Origin of the sequence: Streptomyces sp. NPDC048481 (assembly GCF_043200075.1) — a bacterium.
GTDB lineage: Bacteria > Actinomycetota > Actinomycetes > Streptomycetales > Streptomycetaceae > Streptomyces.
Genome location: NZ_JBICXC010000004.1, coordinates 478,420 through 491,133, shown reverse-complemented (window position 1 = coordinate 491,133; position 12,714 = coordinate 478,420). Strand labels below are relative to the sequence as shown.

Annotated in this window: 13 protein-coding genes; 3 read left to right on the top strand and 10 right to left on the bottom strand. The window is 73.0% G+C overall.

Annotated features, from left to right (window positions below):
* Positions 1 to 11 precede the first annotated feature (11 nt).
* The 4 genes from ACGFSH_RS16250 to ACGFSH_RS16235 all read right to left on the bottom strand — a co-directional run bounded on the left by ACGFSH_RS16250 (position 12) and on the right by ACGFSH_RS16235 (position 4,281).
* Positions 12 to 962 carry a cytochrome c oxidase assembly protein gene (locus ACGFSH_RS16250; protein WP_393348902.1) on the bottom strand — a complete coding sequence of 317 codons (951 nt, stop codon included), beginning with the start codon at positions 960 to 962 and terminating at the stop codon, positions 12 to 14.
* A gap of 113 nt (positions 963 to 1,075) precedes the next feature.
* Complete coding sequence (locus tag ACGFSH_RS16245) at positions 1,076 to 2,101, bottom strand: 6-phosphofructokinase (RefSeq protein WP_393348900.1); 1,026 nt, start codon at positions 2,099 to 2,101, stop codon at positions 1,076 to 1,078.
* Positions 2,102 to 2,291: 190 nt separating this feature from the next.
* Positions 2,292 to 3,020 carry a type 1 glutamine amidotransferase gene (locus ACGFSH_RS16240; protein ID WP_393348898.1) on the bottom strand — a complete coding sequence of 243 codons (729 nt, stop codon included), beginning with the start codon at positions 3,018 to 3,020 and terminating at the stop codon, positions 2,292 to 2,294.
* A 22-nt stretch (positions 3,021 to 3,042) separates the two neighbouring features.
* Positions 3,043 to 4,281: a MurT ligase domain-containing protein gene (locus ACGFSH_RS16235; RefSeq protein WP_069772720.1), complete on the bottom strand. Its 1,239-nt coding sequence runs from the start codon at positions 4,279 to 4,281 to the stop codon at positions 3,043 to 3,045.
* Between the two features lie 158 nt (positions 4,282 to 4,439).
* Between ACGFSH_RS16235 and def the strand changes: the two genes are divergently transcribed.
* A complete protein-coding gene (gene def, locus ACGFSH_RS16230; RefSeq protein ID WP_393348896.1) occupies positions 4,440 to 4,979 on the top strand; it encodes a peptide deformylase in 540 nt (179 codons plus the stop codon).
* Positions 4,980 to 5,013: 34 nt separating this feature from the next.
* On the opposite strand, the gene ACGFSH_RS16225 is transcribed toward def, so the two are convergent.
* Complete coding sequence (locus ACGFSH_RS16225; RefSeq protein ID WP_393348894.1) at positions 5,014 to 5,655, bottom strand: TetR family transcriptional regulator; 642 nt, start codon at positions 5,653 to 5,655, stop codon at positions 5,014 to 5,016.
* A gap of 179 nt (positions 5,656 to 5,834) precedes the next feature.
* Between ACGFSH_RS16225 and ACGFSH_RS16220 the strand changes: the two genes are divergently transcribed.
* Positions 5,835 to 7,061 carry an acyl-CoA dehydrogenase family protein gene (locus tag ACGFSH_RS16220; RefSeq protein WP_393348892.1) on the top strand — a complete coding sequence of 409 codons (1,227 nt, stop codon included), beginning with the start codon at positions 5,835 to 5,837 and terminating at the stop codon, positions 7,059 to 7,061.
* 62 nt (positions 7,062 to 7,123) lie between these two features.
* On the opposite strand, the gene ACGFSH_RS16215 is transcribed toward ACGFSH_RS16220, so the two are convergent.
* The 5 genes from ACGFSH_RS16215 to ACGFSH_RS16195 form a co-directional block, all read right to left on the bottom strand.
* Positions 7,124 to 7,360 (bottom strand): DUF6213 family protein, encoded by a 237-nt coding sequence (locus ACGFSH_RS16215; protein ID WP_028807142.1) that lies wholly within the window; start codon positions 7,358 to 7,360, stop codon positions 7,124 to 7,126.
* Between the two features lie 25 nt (positions 7,361 to 7,385).
* The gene (locus ACGFSH_RS16210; RefSeq protein WP_393348890.1) at positions 7,386 to 8,771 is read right to left on the bottom strand and encodes an NADP-dependent succinic semialdehyde dehydrogenase; all 1,386 of its coding nucleotides are present in this window, start codon (positions 8,769 to 8,771) and stop codon (positions 7,386 to 7,388) included.
* A gap of 76 nt (positions 8,772 to 8,847) precedes the next feature.
* Entirely contained in the window at positions 8,848 to 9,321 is a 474-nt protein-coding gene (locus ACGFSH_RS16205) for an NUDIX domain-containing protein (RefSeq protein WP_393348888.1), read from the bottom strand.
* A complete protein-coding gene (locus ACGFSH_RS16200; protein WP_393348886.1) occupies positions 9,318 to 10,856 on the bottom strand; it encodes an ATP-dependent DNA ligase in 1,539 nt (512 codons plus the stop codon). Before ACGFSH_RS16200 ends, ACGFSH_RS16205 begins: the two co-directional genes overlap by 4 nt.
* A gap of 115 nt (positions 10,857 to 10,971) precedes the next feature.
* Entirely contained in the window at positions 10,972 to 12,054 is a 1,083-nt protein-coding gene (locus ACGFSH_RS16195) for an NAD(P)/FAD-dependent oxidoreductase (RefSeq protein WP_393348884.1), read from the bottom strand.
* Positions 12,055 to 12,124: 70 nt separating this feature from the next.
* Between ACGFSH_RS16195 and ACGFSH_RS16190 the strand changes: the two genes are divergently transcribed.
* Positions 12,125 to 12,697 (top strand): helix-turn-helix domain-containing protein, encoded by a 573-nt coding sequence (locus ACGFSH_RS16190; protein ID WP_393348882.1) that lies wholly within the window; start codon positions 12,125 to 12,127, stop codon positions 12,695 to 12,697.
* Positions 12,698 to 12,714: the final 17 nt, after the last annotated feature.

Here is a 12,714-nt window from a genome sequence, read left to right as displayed (position 1 = left end):
GTGCCCCGCCTTCAGCGCCCGCGTGCGTCGAGTGACGCAAGATAGGCGTTGTACGCCTCCAGCTCCTGGTCCCCGTCGCGGTCCGCGGCGCGGTCCTTGCGCCTGGCCTGCCGCTGCTCGGAGCCGTACCACTGGAACAGCAGCGCTATCAGCACCAGCACCGAGGGGACCTCGCTGAACGCCCACGCGATGCCTCCGGCCGCGTTCTGGTCGGAGAGCGCGTCGATGCCGAGCGAGGCGGGCGGATGCTCGAACGTCGAGACCATCGGCTGCGACGCCATCATCAGCGCGATGCCGAAGAACGCGTGGAACGGCATGCCCGCGAACAGCTCCAGCATCCGCATCAGGTAGCCCGGCCGGTTCGGCCCCGGGTCCACGCCGATGATCGGCCAGAAGAACACCACGCCGACGGCCAGGAAGTGCACCATCATCGCCAGGTGCCCGGTCTTCGACCCCATCAGGAAGTCGAACAGCGGCGTGAAGTACAGCGCGTAGAGACTCGCGATGAACAGCGGGATGGTGAACGCGGGATGCGTGACGATCCGCATGTACCGGCTGTGCAGCAGCATCAGCAGCAGCTCGCGCGGCCCCTTGCGGCCCCGGCCGGCGGCCGGCAGCGCGCGCAGCGCGAGCGTCATGGGCGCGCCGAGCAGGATCAGGATCGGCGACAGCATGCTGATCACCATGTGCTGCACCATGTGCACGCTGAACATGACCATGCCGTAGTCGTTCAGCCGGGTGCACATCACCAGCGCGACGGTCAGCACGCCCACGACGAACGACACCGTCCGCCCGGCCGGCCAGGAGTCGCCGCGCCGGCGCAGCCGCAGCACGCCCCAGCCGTACAGGCCGAGGCCCACCACGCAGGCGACGAGGAAGAACGGGTCCGCCGACCAGTGAAGACCGCGTCCCAGCGTGAACGGCGGCAGATCCATGGTCATGCCGTGCCCGCCGTGATCCATTGCGCCGGCTCCTGATTCGTGGGGGGTTGTACGTTTCCTGCCGCCCCAAGAGTAGAGCCGCCCCCGGCGATCACTGTCACCGGGGGCGGCCCGCCGTCGTGGCCCGACGCGCGCTACAGGACGGTCTCGGCCTCCTCGTACCGCTGCGCGGGAACCGTCTTCAGCGTCTCGACGGCCTCGGCCAGCGGCACCATGACGATGTCCGTGCCGCGCAGGGCCGTCATGTGGCCGAACTCGCCCCGGTGCACGGCCTCCACCGCGTGCCAGCCGAACCGGGTGGCCAGCACCCGGTCGTAGGCGGTCGGCGTGCCGCCGCGCTGCACATGGCCGAGGATGACCGGGCGGGCCTCCTTGCCGAGCCGCGACTCCAGCTCCAGGGAGAGCTGGCGGGCGATCCCGGCGAACCGCTCGTGCCCGTAGACGTCCTTGCCGCCCTCGTCGAAGGCCATGCCGCCGGGCGCGGGCTTGGCGCCCTCCGCCGCGACGACGATCGCGAACCGCTTGCCCGCCTCGAACCGCGCACCGACCCGGCGGGCCAGCTCCTCGATGTCGAAGGGCCGCTCCGGCACGACGATGGCGTGCGCGCCGGCCGCCATGCCGGAGTGCAGCGCTATCCAGCCGGTGTGCCGTCCCATGACCTCGACCACCAGCACCCGCTGGTGCGACTCGGCGGTGGTCTTCAGCCGGTCGAGGGCCTCGGTCGCGACGCCCACGGCCGTGTCGAAGCCGAAGGTGACGTCGGTGACGGCGATGTCGTTGTCGATCGTCTTGGGCACGCCCACGATCGGCAGCCCGTTGTCGGACATCAGCCGGGCCGCCTTGAGGGTGCCCTCACCGCCGATCGGGATGATCGCGTCGAGGCCGAGTTCCTCGACATGGCCCCGGGCGCGCTCCACACCGTCCCGCAGATGCGAGGGCTGGACGCGGGAGGAGCCGAGGATCGTGCCGCCGCGGGCGAGGATGCCGTTCACCGCGTCGAGGTCGAGCTTGAGGTAGTCGCACTCCAGGAGGCCCTTCCAGCCGTCCCGGAAGCCGATGACCTCGTCGCCGTGGTCGGCGACGGCGCGGTGCACGACGGACCGGATGACGGCGTTCAGGCCGGGGCAGTCGCCGCCGGACGTGAGGACACCAATGCGCATAGCCCGAAACAACCTTCTTCACGAGGGCCGGTCCGGACCACGCTGTCCGGCTCGAATCCCCGCCACCCTAGCGTCAGGAGGGGGCGGGGCCGAAGCACGCGTCCGCCTGCTGGACGCGCCTGCTCACCTGTGCGGACGCGGCGTCATACGGGCTGCCGCCGGCGTCCGGGAAATCAGGTGAACATACAGGTCACGCGGGCTGCTGGGCGGCCGCGATGCGCTCGTTGCGCAGCGCCTCGTACCAGTGGTCGTCGATCGGCGGGAGCGCGTTGACGTCGAGGGCCAGCTTCAGCAGCAGGTCCGCGATCAGCGGGTTGCGCGCCAGCACCGGGCCGTGCATGTAGGTGCCGAACACGGTGTCGTTGTACGCGCCCTCGGTGCCGTCGCCGGTGCCGTTGCCCTTGCCGAGCGTGACACGGGCCAGGGGGCGGGCGGTCGGGCCGAGGTGGGTGATGCCCTGGTGGTTCTCGAACCCGGTCAGCGGGGGCAGGCCGAGCCGCGGGTCGATGTCCCCCAGGACGTCGCCGACGCAGCGCTCGCCCTCGCCGCGCGTCGTCGTCACGTCCAGCAGGCCCAGACCCGGCTCGCGCTGGCCGAGGTCGTTGACGAACTCGTGGCCGAGGATCTGGTAGCCGGCGCAGACCGCGAAGACGATCGCGCCGTTGTTCACCGCCTGGTACAGGTGGCCGTCACGGCGCAGCCGCTCCGCCGCGAGCCGCTGCGGCCGGTCCTCGCCGCCGCCGATCAGGTAGATGTCGCCGGAGGTCGGGATCGGCTGGTCGCTGCGCACGTCGAGCCGGGCCACGTCCAGCCCGCGCTGGCGGGCCCGCCGTTCGACCACGAGGGCGTTGCCCTGGTCGCCGTAGGTGCTCAGCAGGTCGGGGTAGATCCACACCAGCCGCAGTTGGTTGTCGCTCATGGGAATGGGATCGTCCTTCGGGTCAGTTGCCGACGCGGCGGCGGAGGTCCTGGAACGCGGTGTAGTTCGCGATGACCTCGATCCGGCCCGGCGGCGCCTGCTGCACGGCCTGGTCGAGGTTCTCGCACACCTGGAAGTGCTGGTTGGCGACCTCCAGGCGCACCGCCAGGTCCAGCTTGCGGTCGCCGACGACGAAGATCGGGTGACCGGTCAGCCGGGTGTAGTCGACGTCCCACAGCCAGGAGGTGTCGGTGCCGTCGGCGCCGCGCGCGTTCACCGAGAGGATCACCGGGGTGGGCGGCGGATCGATCAGGCTGAACGTCTCGAGCCAGCCCGCGGGGTTCTTCGCCAGCAGCAGGCGCAGGTCGCGGCCCTGGAACTGGACGACGTCGTAGCGTCCGGCGACGGCCTGCACCGCGTACATCCGCTCCAGCGCCACCTGCGGCGGCACCCCGAAGACGGCGGCCACGGCGGCGGAGGAGGCCGCGTTGGCCTTGTTGGCGCGGCCCGGCAGCTGGAGGTGGATCGGCCAGGCCGAACCGTGCGGGTCGAGGACGTGGTCGCCGCTGAGCGCCCAGCTGGGCGTCGGGCGGCGGAAGCCGCACTCGCCGCAGAACCAGTCGTCCCCGGGACGCTGCATGACGCCGCCGCAGGACGGGCACGACCAGGCGTCGTCCTTCCACATCTGCCCGGCGGCGACCCAGACCACGTTGGGGGAGGACGAGGCCGCCCACACCACCAGCGGGTCGTCGGCGTTGGCGACGACGACCGCCTTGGAACCGGCGAGGCCCTCGCGCCAGTTCTCCGCGAGCATGCGGGTCTCGGCGGCGCGGTCCAGCTGGTCGCGGGAGAGGTTGAGCAGCGCGATGCACTTGGGGGCGGTGTCCCGGGCGACGCCCGCGAGGTACTTCTCGTCGACCTCGATGACGCCGTAGCGGGCCTCGGAGCCGCCCGCGAGGGCGGAGGTGATGCCGGCCGGCATGTTGGCGCCGAGCGCGTTGGACACGACCGGCCCGGCGGCGCGCAGCGCCTCGGCGATCAGCCGGGTGGTGGTCGTCTTGCCGTTGGTCGCCGAGACGAGGACGACGTCCAGGTTCTGGGCGAGCCGGGCGAGGAGGTCGGGGTCGAGCTTGAGCGCCACCCGGCCGCCGATCACCGAACCGCTGCCGCGCCCCGCGGCGCGCGACGCCGCCGCGACCGCCTTGCCGGCGGTCACGGCGATCTTGGCCCGCGGCGTGAGCGGGTCCGAGTTGCCTGCCATCAGTTCTCGATCCTCCTTGCGTACGCGCCGCGCCTCTGCCGTACGGCAACGTGGTAGGTGGTCAGCCTATCGAGATCCCCCCGCACTCCCGAATCCCGGGACCGCCTCCCGCCCGTGGACGGCATGCGCGTGTCACGGAGGACCGTACCCTTGCCGGCATGCGACACCGCTCCATCCCGGGCGCCCGCGGGCGCGTCCGGCCCCTCACCCTGCTCGGCGATCCCGTGCTGCGCGCCCGCTGCGAGGACGTCACCGACTACGGCCCCGAACTGGCCCGGCTCGTCGAGGACATGTTCGCCACGATGTACGCGGCCCGCGGCGTCGGCCTGGCGGCCAACCAGGTCGGCGTGCCGCTGCGGGTGTTCGTGTACGACTGCCCGGACGACGACGACGTCCGCCACCTGGGCCATGTGGTGAACCCGACGCTGGTCGCGGCGGGCGGCCTCGTGCTGCGCGGTCCGGAGGGCTGTCTGTCCCTGCCGGGCCTGGAGGCGGGGACGGAGCGTTACGACGAGGCGGTGGTCGAGGGCTTCACGACGGCGGGCGAGCCGGTCACCGTGCGCGGCACCGGGTTCTTCGCCCGCTGCCTCCAGCACGAGGCCGACCATCTGGACGGCCGGGTGTACGCGGACCGGGTGACGGGCCTGCGCGGGCGCAGGCTGGCCCGTCGGGTGCGCCGGGCGGCGTGGAGCGGCTGAGCCCGCGGGCCGGCCGGCCCGGTGTCCCGGTGGTTCAGAAGCCGGGACCGCCGACCCGGTCGCCGGCCGCGGCGAGGCGGCCCCACAGCAGGTCGGCCAGGCTGCGCACCAGTTCCGCGCGGGTGCAGGGCCGTTCGCCCAGCCACCAGTCGCCGGCCGCGTGCATCATCCCGACGATGCCGTGGCCCCAGACCCGCGCGAGCTGCTGGCTGCCGGGCCCGAGGTCGACCCGGTCCTCGATGACCTGGGCGAGTTCCTCGCCCATCCGGCGCAGCAGCGGGGCGGAGTGCTTGCCGACGTCGAACCCCTGCTCGCCGGCCGCGCCGTCGGAGGGGTGCATCAGGAACCGGTACACCTGGGGCCGGGCCTCGATGGCGGCCAGGTAGGTGTCGAGCGTCGCCTCGACCCGTTCCCGGCGTTCCGCCGGGGCGTCGAGGGCGGCCCGCAGCGAGTCGAGCAGCGCGTCGGTGTGCCGCTTGGCGAGGGCCGCGTACAGTCCCCCCTTGTCGCCGAAGTGGCGGTAGAGGATGGGCTTGGTGATGCCGGCCTCGGCCGCGATGGCGTTCATCGAGGCCTGTGGGCCGTCGCGGAGCACCACCCGGTCGGCGGCCTCCAGCAGTTCGCGCCGTCGGCGGTCGGCGGACCGCTGTTGCTCGGTCCGCTGCGTGGTGTCCATGTGCTCTCCCCACCCGTGCTTGTTCGGTGACGCCTGCGCAAACTAACACCTGACAGCAGCCTGACATCGAACGGGCCGCAGGGCTCCGGGCCGTCATCAGGAGTTGACTTTTCCTACCGACCGGTAACAGACTCTCGAGTTACCGCTAGTAACACGCACGTTCCGCCGCTGGAGGGGACATGGCCGAGTTCACCATGGAGCTCAACGACGAACAGAAGGAGGTCCGGGACTGGCTGCACGGCTTCGCCGCCGATGTCATCCGCCCCGCGGCCGCCGAATGGGACGAGCGTGAGGAGACTCCCTGGCCGGTCATCCAGGAGGCCGCGAAGGTCGGCATCTACTCCCTCGACTTCTACGCGCAGCAGTACTTCGACCCCACCGGGCTCGGCATCCCGATGGCCATGGAGGAGCTGTTCTGGGGCGACGCGGGCATCGCCCTGTCCATCGTGGGCACCGGGCTGGCCGCCGTGGGCGTGCTCGCCAACGGGACCGAGGAGCAGATCGGCACCTGGATCCCGCAGATGTACGGCGACGCCAACGACGTCAAGGTGGCCGCCTTCTGCTCCTCCGAGCCCGACGCCGGCTCCGACGTCGCCTCCCTGCGCACGCGGGCCGTCTACGACGAGGCCAAGGACGAGTGGGTGCTCAACGGCACCAAGACCTGGGCGACCAACGGCGGCATCGCCAACGTGCATGTCGTCGTCGCGGCGGTCGACCCCGACCTGGGCTCCAAGGGCCACGCCTCCTTCATCGTCCCGCCGGGCACGCCGGGACTGACCCAGGGCCAGAAGTTCAAGAAGCACGGCATCCGCGCCTCGCACACCGCCGAGGTCGTCCTCGACAACGTGCGCGTCCCCGGTTCCTGCCTGCTGGGCGGCAAGGACAAGCTGGACGAGCGGCTGGCGCGGGCGCGCGAGCGGGCGAAGTCGGGCGGTGAGCGCGTCAAGAACGCGGCGATGGCGACGTTCGAGGCCTCGCGGCCGGCGGTCGGCGCCATGGCCGTCGGCACGGCCCGCGCCGCCTACGAGGTCGCCCTCGACTACGCCAAGACCCGTGAGCAGTTCGGCCGCCCGATCATCGACAACCAGGGCGTCGCCTTCCAGCTCGCCGACATGCGCACCCAGATCGACGCCGCGCGGCTCCTCGTCTGGCGCGCCTCGTGGATGGCGGTCAACGGCAAGCCGTTCACGGCGGCCGAGGGCTCGATGTCGAAGCTGTACGCCAGCGAGACCGCGAAGAAGGTCACCGCGCAGGCGATCCAGATCCTCGGCGGCAACGGCTACACCCGCGAGTACCCGGTGGAGCGCATGCACCGCGATGCCGCGATCTACACCATCTTCGAGGGCACGAGCGAGATCCAGCGCCTGGTGATCGCGAGGACGCTCTCCGGGATGCCCATCCGGTAGGGCCGCGGCCGCGGACGGGCGGGTGCGCGGGGGCCGGTCGCGCCGGGCGGCGGAGCGGACCGCTACGGCGCGCCCCCGCTGCTGTGCGCGATGCAGGCCACGTCGATGCGGTCGGCCAGCTTGGCCAGTTCGATGGTCAGGGCGGCCACCGTGTCCTCGTCCAGTCCGTCCGCGCCCGCCTCGACGAGGTGCAGCCACCGCCCTCCCAGCGTCCGGAGCAGCTTGCTCACGTCGGCCGCGGCCACCTGCAAGGTCCCGCGGTCGTCGACGATCAGAGGCAGAGTCACTTCGCGGTTCACACCCGGGATCGTAACCGCGCGACGCTCACGCACCGTGCCAAACCGTGGTGATGTTGCAGAACTCCCGGATTCCGTGCCCCGACAGCTCACGGCCGTACCCGGACCGCTTCACCCCGCCGAACGGGAAGCCCGGATGGGACGCCGTCATCCCGTTGACGAAGACCCCGCCGGCCTCCAGATCCCGGACGAAACGGTCGACCTCGGCCTCGTCGCGCGTCCACACGTTGGAACTCAGCCCGAACGGCGAGTCGTTGGCGATGAGGACCGCCTCGTCGACATCAGCCGCCCGGTACAGCGTCGCGACCGGCCCGAACGCCTCCTCCCGGTGGATGCGCATCTCGCGCGTGACACCGGCCAGCACCGTCGGCGGGTAGTACCAGCCGGGCCCGTCGGGGCGTTCGCCCCCGCACAGCACGGCCGCCCCGGCACGCCGGGCGTCGTCCACCAGTTCCTCCAGGTCCGCCCGGCCCTGTTCACTGGCCAGCGGACCCACCTCCGTGTCCTCGGCCAGCGGGTCGCCGACCTTCAGGGCCGCCATGCCCGCCACGAACCGCTCGGCGAACGCGTCGTACACGTCCGTGTGAACGATGAACCGCTTGGCGGCGATGCACGACTGGCCGTTGTTCTGCACCCGCGCGGTCACCGCGACCTGCGCGGCCCGGTCGACGTCCGCCGAGGGCATGACCACGAACGGGTCGCTGCCGCCCAGCTCCAGCACCGTCTTCTTGATCATCTCCCCGGCGGTGGAGGCGACCGCCCGCCCGGCCGGCTCGCTGCCCGTGAGGGTCGCCGCCTTCACCCGCTCGTCGCGCAGCAGTGCGTCGATCGCGCCGGAGCCGACCAGCAGCGTCTGGAAGCAGCCCTCGGTGAAGCCCGCCCGGTGGAACAGGTCCTCCAGGTACAGGGCGGTCTGCGGGACGTTCGAGGCGTGCTTGAGCAGCCCCACGTTGCCCGCCATCAGCGCCGGCGCGGCGAACCGGACCACCTGCCACAGCGGGAAGTTCCAGGGCATCACCGCGAGCACCGGGCCCAGCGGCCGGTAGCGGACCAGGGCCCGCGAGCCGCCGGAGTCCTTCACGTCGGCGGCGGCCGGCTCCTCGTCGGCGAGCAGCTCCTGCGCGTGCTCGGCGTACCAGCGCATCGCCTTGGCGCACTTCGCGGCCTCCGCGCGCGCCTGCTTCACCGGCTTGCCCATCTCGGTCGTCATGACCCTGCCGATGTCGTCCTGGTCCTCGTCGAGCAGGTCGGCGGCCCGGTTCAGCAGCCGGGCGCGTTCGGCGAACGACGTCGTCCGATACGTGCGGAACGTGGCCTGCGCGAGCTGGAGCCGGCGTTCCAGCTCCTGCTCGTCCATGGCCTCGTACGTCTTGAGCGTCTCGCCGTTCGCCGGGTTCACCGTCGCGATGGGCATGACCGACCTCCTGAAGAGCTGGCTGTGCTTCGACCTTCCCGCGCCGGGCCCGGGCCCGCAACGCGTGCGCGTCCGCTCAGACCGAGTGCTCCGCCAGCCGGTCGAGAAACGCGGCCTGCGCCGTGACGATCACCTCGCGCGCCCGCTCCAGCCCGAACCAGGCCACCCGGTCGAGCTCCGGGAACTCCTGGACGCGCCCCGAACGCGGCGGCCACTCCATGGCGAACGTGCCGGGCACGACGGACGCCGGGTCCAGGTCGGCCTCGACCGCCCACGCGGTGACGGTCTTGCCGCCCGCCTGCCGCACCTCGCCCAGCGCGATCGCCTCGCCGTCCGGCGGCGCCAGCCCCAGCTCCTCCTCGAACTCGCGCCGGGCCGCGTCCCAGGCCGTCTCGCCGGGCCCGTACTCGCCCTTGGGGACGGTCCACGCCCCGGCGTCCTTCCTCGCGAAGTACGGGCCGCCCATGTGGCCCAGCAGCACCTGCGGTCCGTCGCCGGTGCGGCGGAACAGCAGCAGGCCCGCGCTGCGCCGGGGAGCCGCCGCCGTCACGGACGCACCTGCGGGTGGGCGGCGAGCAGCGCCTCCACCGTGTCCGCCTCCTCGGGGCGCTTGTCCTCGCGGTAGCGCAGCACGCGGGCGAACCGCAGGGTGACGCCCGCCGGGTAGCGGGTCGAGCGCTGGAGTCCGTCGTAGGCGATCTCGACGACGAGTTCGGGCCGCACGGTCACGACGTGCCCCTTCTCTTCCACGGCCAGCTCCCGCAGGCGCTCCGTCTGCCAGGCGAGCATCGCGTCGGTCATGCCCTTGAACGTCTTGCCGAGCATCACGAAGCCGCCGTCCGCCGAGCGTGCGCCCAGGTGCAGGTTGGAGAGCCTGCCGGTGCGCCGGCCGTGGCCCCACTCGGCGGCCAGCACCACCAGGTCGAGGGTGTGCACGGGCTTCACCTTCAGCCAGGACGCGCCCCGCCGCCCCGCGCTATACGGCGCGTCCAGCGCCTTGACCACCACTCCCTCGTGGCCGCGCAGCAGGGTCTGCCGGGAGAATTCCTCCGCCGCCTCGACGTCGTCGGGGCCGGACACGAGGGCGCGGCGCACCCGCATCGGCTCGGGTGTCAGCCGGGCCAGCTCCGCGTGGCGTTCGGCGAAGGGCAGATCCAGCAGGTCGCGGCCGTCCACGGACAGCACGTCGAAGAACACCGGGGAGACGGGCACCGCCTCGGCCGCCGCAGCCACGTCCACCCGGGAGCCGACGCGGCCGGCGGTCTCCTGGAAGGAGCGGGGGCGCCCCGACCCGTCGAACGCGATGACCTCCCCGTCCAGCACGAAACGCGAGCCCGCCAGCCGCCGTGCCGCCTCGGTCACCTCCGGCAGCCGGTCGGTGATGTCGTCGAGCGTGCGCGTGTAGAGGCGGACGTCGTCGCCGTCGCGGTGCACCTGGACGCGGATGCCGTCCAGCTTCTCCTCCACGGCGCAGACGCCGAGCCTGCCGACCGCCTCGGCGACCGTGGACGCGGTGTGCGCGAGCATGGGCAGCACCGGGCGGCCGACGGTGAGCCGGAACGCCTCCAGCGCCGCCGGCCCCTCGCCGAGCAGGGCCTGCGCCACCGTCTGGAGCGACCCGGCCAGCATCACCGCCCGGCGCACGTCGGCCGCGGGCGCGCCGGTGGCCTGGGCCAGGCCCTCCACGGCGACGGCGTCCAGCGCGCCCTGGCGGACCTCGCCGGTGAGCAGGCCGAGCAGGAAGCGCTGCTCCTGCTCGGTGGCGGCGCCCATCAGCCGCTCGACCAGCCGCACCCGCTCGGCCTGCGAGCCGGGGCCGGCGACCCTGCCCAGCTCGCCGAGGAGGGCGTCCACCTCGCGCACCGTCAGGGTCGCCGATCCGGCCGGGGCGACCGGGCGGCCCAGCACCTTCCAGCCGACGCCCAGGCGGCCCTGGGGCAGCCGTCCGGCCAGATACGGGATCACCACGGGCACGTCGTCCGGTTCCGCCTCCCGGAAGAGTCCGGCGAGCAGGGCGATCTTGCGGGAGCGCGCCGAGGTGGCGGCGACCTCCCGGGACACGTCGGCGAGCCGGGTCAGCAACATGCAGCCATGGTGCTACGCCCCACCGACAACGACACCCGGACGGCGCTGCCGGTGGACACCGTCACGCCAGGGCCGCGGCGGGGCCGGGGGGGGTGCCGGGAGGGCCCCGAGGGGATCACCGGCGGCCTGCCGCGTCGAGGTCCGTCATCAGCAGTTCCATGTTGATCGCCGCCCCCGCGCGGTAGCCGCGGCTGGCCGCGTTCACGATCTGCTCGGCGAAGCCGGCGGCGTTGCCGACCGCCCACAGTCCGGGCACGCTCGTCAGACCGCGTTCGTCGGTCAGCGGGTACTCGCCGAACGGCGTCCGGTCCGTCCTGGCCCCCAGCCGGACCGCGAGCTGCGTCCTGGGCACGGGCCGGGGCGCGACGAACAGCACCTCGCGCGCGTGCTCCCCGCCGTTCCCGGCGAGCCGGACCCCGGTGAGCCGGTCCTCCTCGACCACCAGTGCGGCCACCTCGCCCCGGACGACGTCCACGCCGGCCGTGTCCAGCCTGCGGCGGTCCTCGTCGGTCAGCTCCTCCTCGCCGACCGTGTGCAGGAAGAGCGTGACGTCCTTGGACCACTGGGAGACGATCAGCGCCTGGTGGACGCTCATCGGGGTCGTGGCGAGCACGCCGAAGGCCCGGTCGCGGACCTCCCAGCCGTGGCAGTAGGGGCAGTGGAGCACGTCCCGGCCGAAGCGCTCGGCCAGGCCCGGCACGGGCGGCAGCTCGTCCGCGAGCCCGGTCGCGAGGACGAGCCGCCGCGCGTGCACGGTGCGGCCTCCCCCCGCGCGGGCGTCCCCGGCGAGCCGGACGGCGAAACCGTCGCCGCCGTCGCGGGTCACGTCCACCACCCGGTCGCGGACCAGCTCGACGCCGTACCGTGCGATCTCCTCGCGGCCGGCGGCGAGGAGGTCGGCCGGGGCCATGCCGTCCCGCGACAGGTACCCGTGCAGATGGGCGGAGGGCGCGTTGCGCGGCTCGCCCGCGTCGACGACCAGGGTCCGGCGTCGCGACCGGCCCAGGACGAGCGCGGCCGACAGCCCCGCCGGGCCGCCGCCGACGACGACCACCTCGTACCGCCCGCCCCCGTCGGCCCGCGCGCCCGCCGGGGCGTTCCCGGCGCCCCCGGCCCGCTCGCGGTCCCCGGCGCCCTCGATGTGCCGGTCGTGTTCGGTCCGTCCGGTGTTCCCGGTCTGCTCGGTCATGGTGACCACCTCCGCCGTCACCGTCGCCGCACGGGTGCGGGATTGACAAACTTCTTTGCCGGTTCCGCAATATGGGGGCATGACTACGGATGACGTGCTCGCGGAGGTCGGCCCGAGGCTCAGGCGGCTCAGGAAGGAGCGGGAGGTGACGCTCGCGGCGCTGTCGGAGTCGACCGGCATCTCCGTCAGCACCCTCTCCCGGCTGGAGTCCGGGCTGCGCAGGCCCAGCCTGGAACTGCTCCTGCCGATCGCCCAGGCCCACCAGGTGCCGCTGGACGAACTGGTCGGCGCGCCCCCGGTGGGCGACCCCCGCGTGCGGAGCAGGCCGCTGGTGCGGCACGGGCGCACCTTCTGGCCGCTGTCCAGGCAGCCCGGCGGACTCCAGGCCTTCAAGGTGCTGGTGCCGCAGAGCGACGAGCAGCCGGAACTGCGCACCCACGAGGGCTACGAGTGGCTGTACGTGATGTCCGGGCGGCTGCGGGTGGTGCTCGCGGAGCACGACGTGGTGATGACGGCGGGGGAGGCGGCGGAGTTCGACACCCGGGTGCCGCACTGGTTCGGATCGACGGGGGAAGGGCCCGCGGAGTTCCTCAGCCTCTTCGGGCCGCAGGGCGAGCGGATGCACGTGCGGGCGCGTCCGTCGCGCAGGTGACGCGCGCAACTGTTCCC

What these genes read in the sequence shown, in the direction of transcription:
- ACGFSH_RS16250 (WP_393348902.1), bottom strand. Translation starts at nt 962, where the DNA reads ATGGATCACGGCGGGCACGGCATGACCATGGATCTGCCGCCGTTCACG.
- ACGFSH_RS16245 (WP_393348900.1), bottom strand. Translation starts at nt 2,101, where the DNA reads ATGCGCATTGGTGTCCTCACGTCCGGCGGCGACTGCCCCGGCCTGAAC.
- ACGFSH_RS16240 (WP_393348898.1), bottom strand. Translation starts at nt 3,020, where the DNA reads ATGAGCGACAACCAACTGCGGCTGGTGTGGATCTACCCCGACCTGCTG.
- ACGFSH_RS16235 (WP_069772720.1), bottom strand. Translation starts at nt 4,281, where the DNA reads ATGGCAGGCAACTCGGACCCGCTCACGCCGCGGGCCAAGATCGCCGTG.
- def (WP_393348896.1), top strand. Translation starts at nt 4,440, where the DNA reads ATGCGACACCGCTCCATCCCGGGCGCCCGCGGGCGCGTCCGGCCCCTC.
- ACGFSH_RS16225 (WP_393348894.1), bottom strand. Translation starts at nt 5,655, where the DNA reads ATGGACACCACGCAGCGGACCGAGCAACAGCGGTCCGCCGACCGCCGA.
- ACGFSH_RS16220 (WP_393348892.1), top strand. Translation starts at nt 5,835, where the DNA reads ATGGCCGAGTTCACCATGGAGCTCAACGACGAACAGAAGGAGGTCCGG.
- ACGFSH_RS16210 (WP_393348890.1), bottom strand. Translation starts at nt 8,771, where the DNA reads ATGCCCATCGCGACGGTGAACCCGGCGAACGGCGAGACGCTCAAGACG.
- ACGFSH_RS16200 (WP_393348886.1), bottom strand. Translation starts at nt 10,856, where the DNA reads ATGTTGCTGACCCGGCTCGCCGACGTGTCCCGGGAGGTCGCCGCCACC.
- ACGFSH_RS16190 (WP_393348882.1), top strand. Translation starts at nt 12,125, where the DNA reads ATGACTACGGATGACGTGCTCGCGGAGGTCGGCCCGAGGCTCAGGCGG.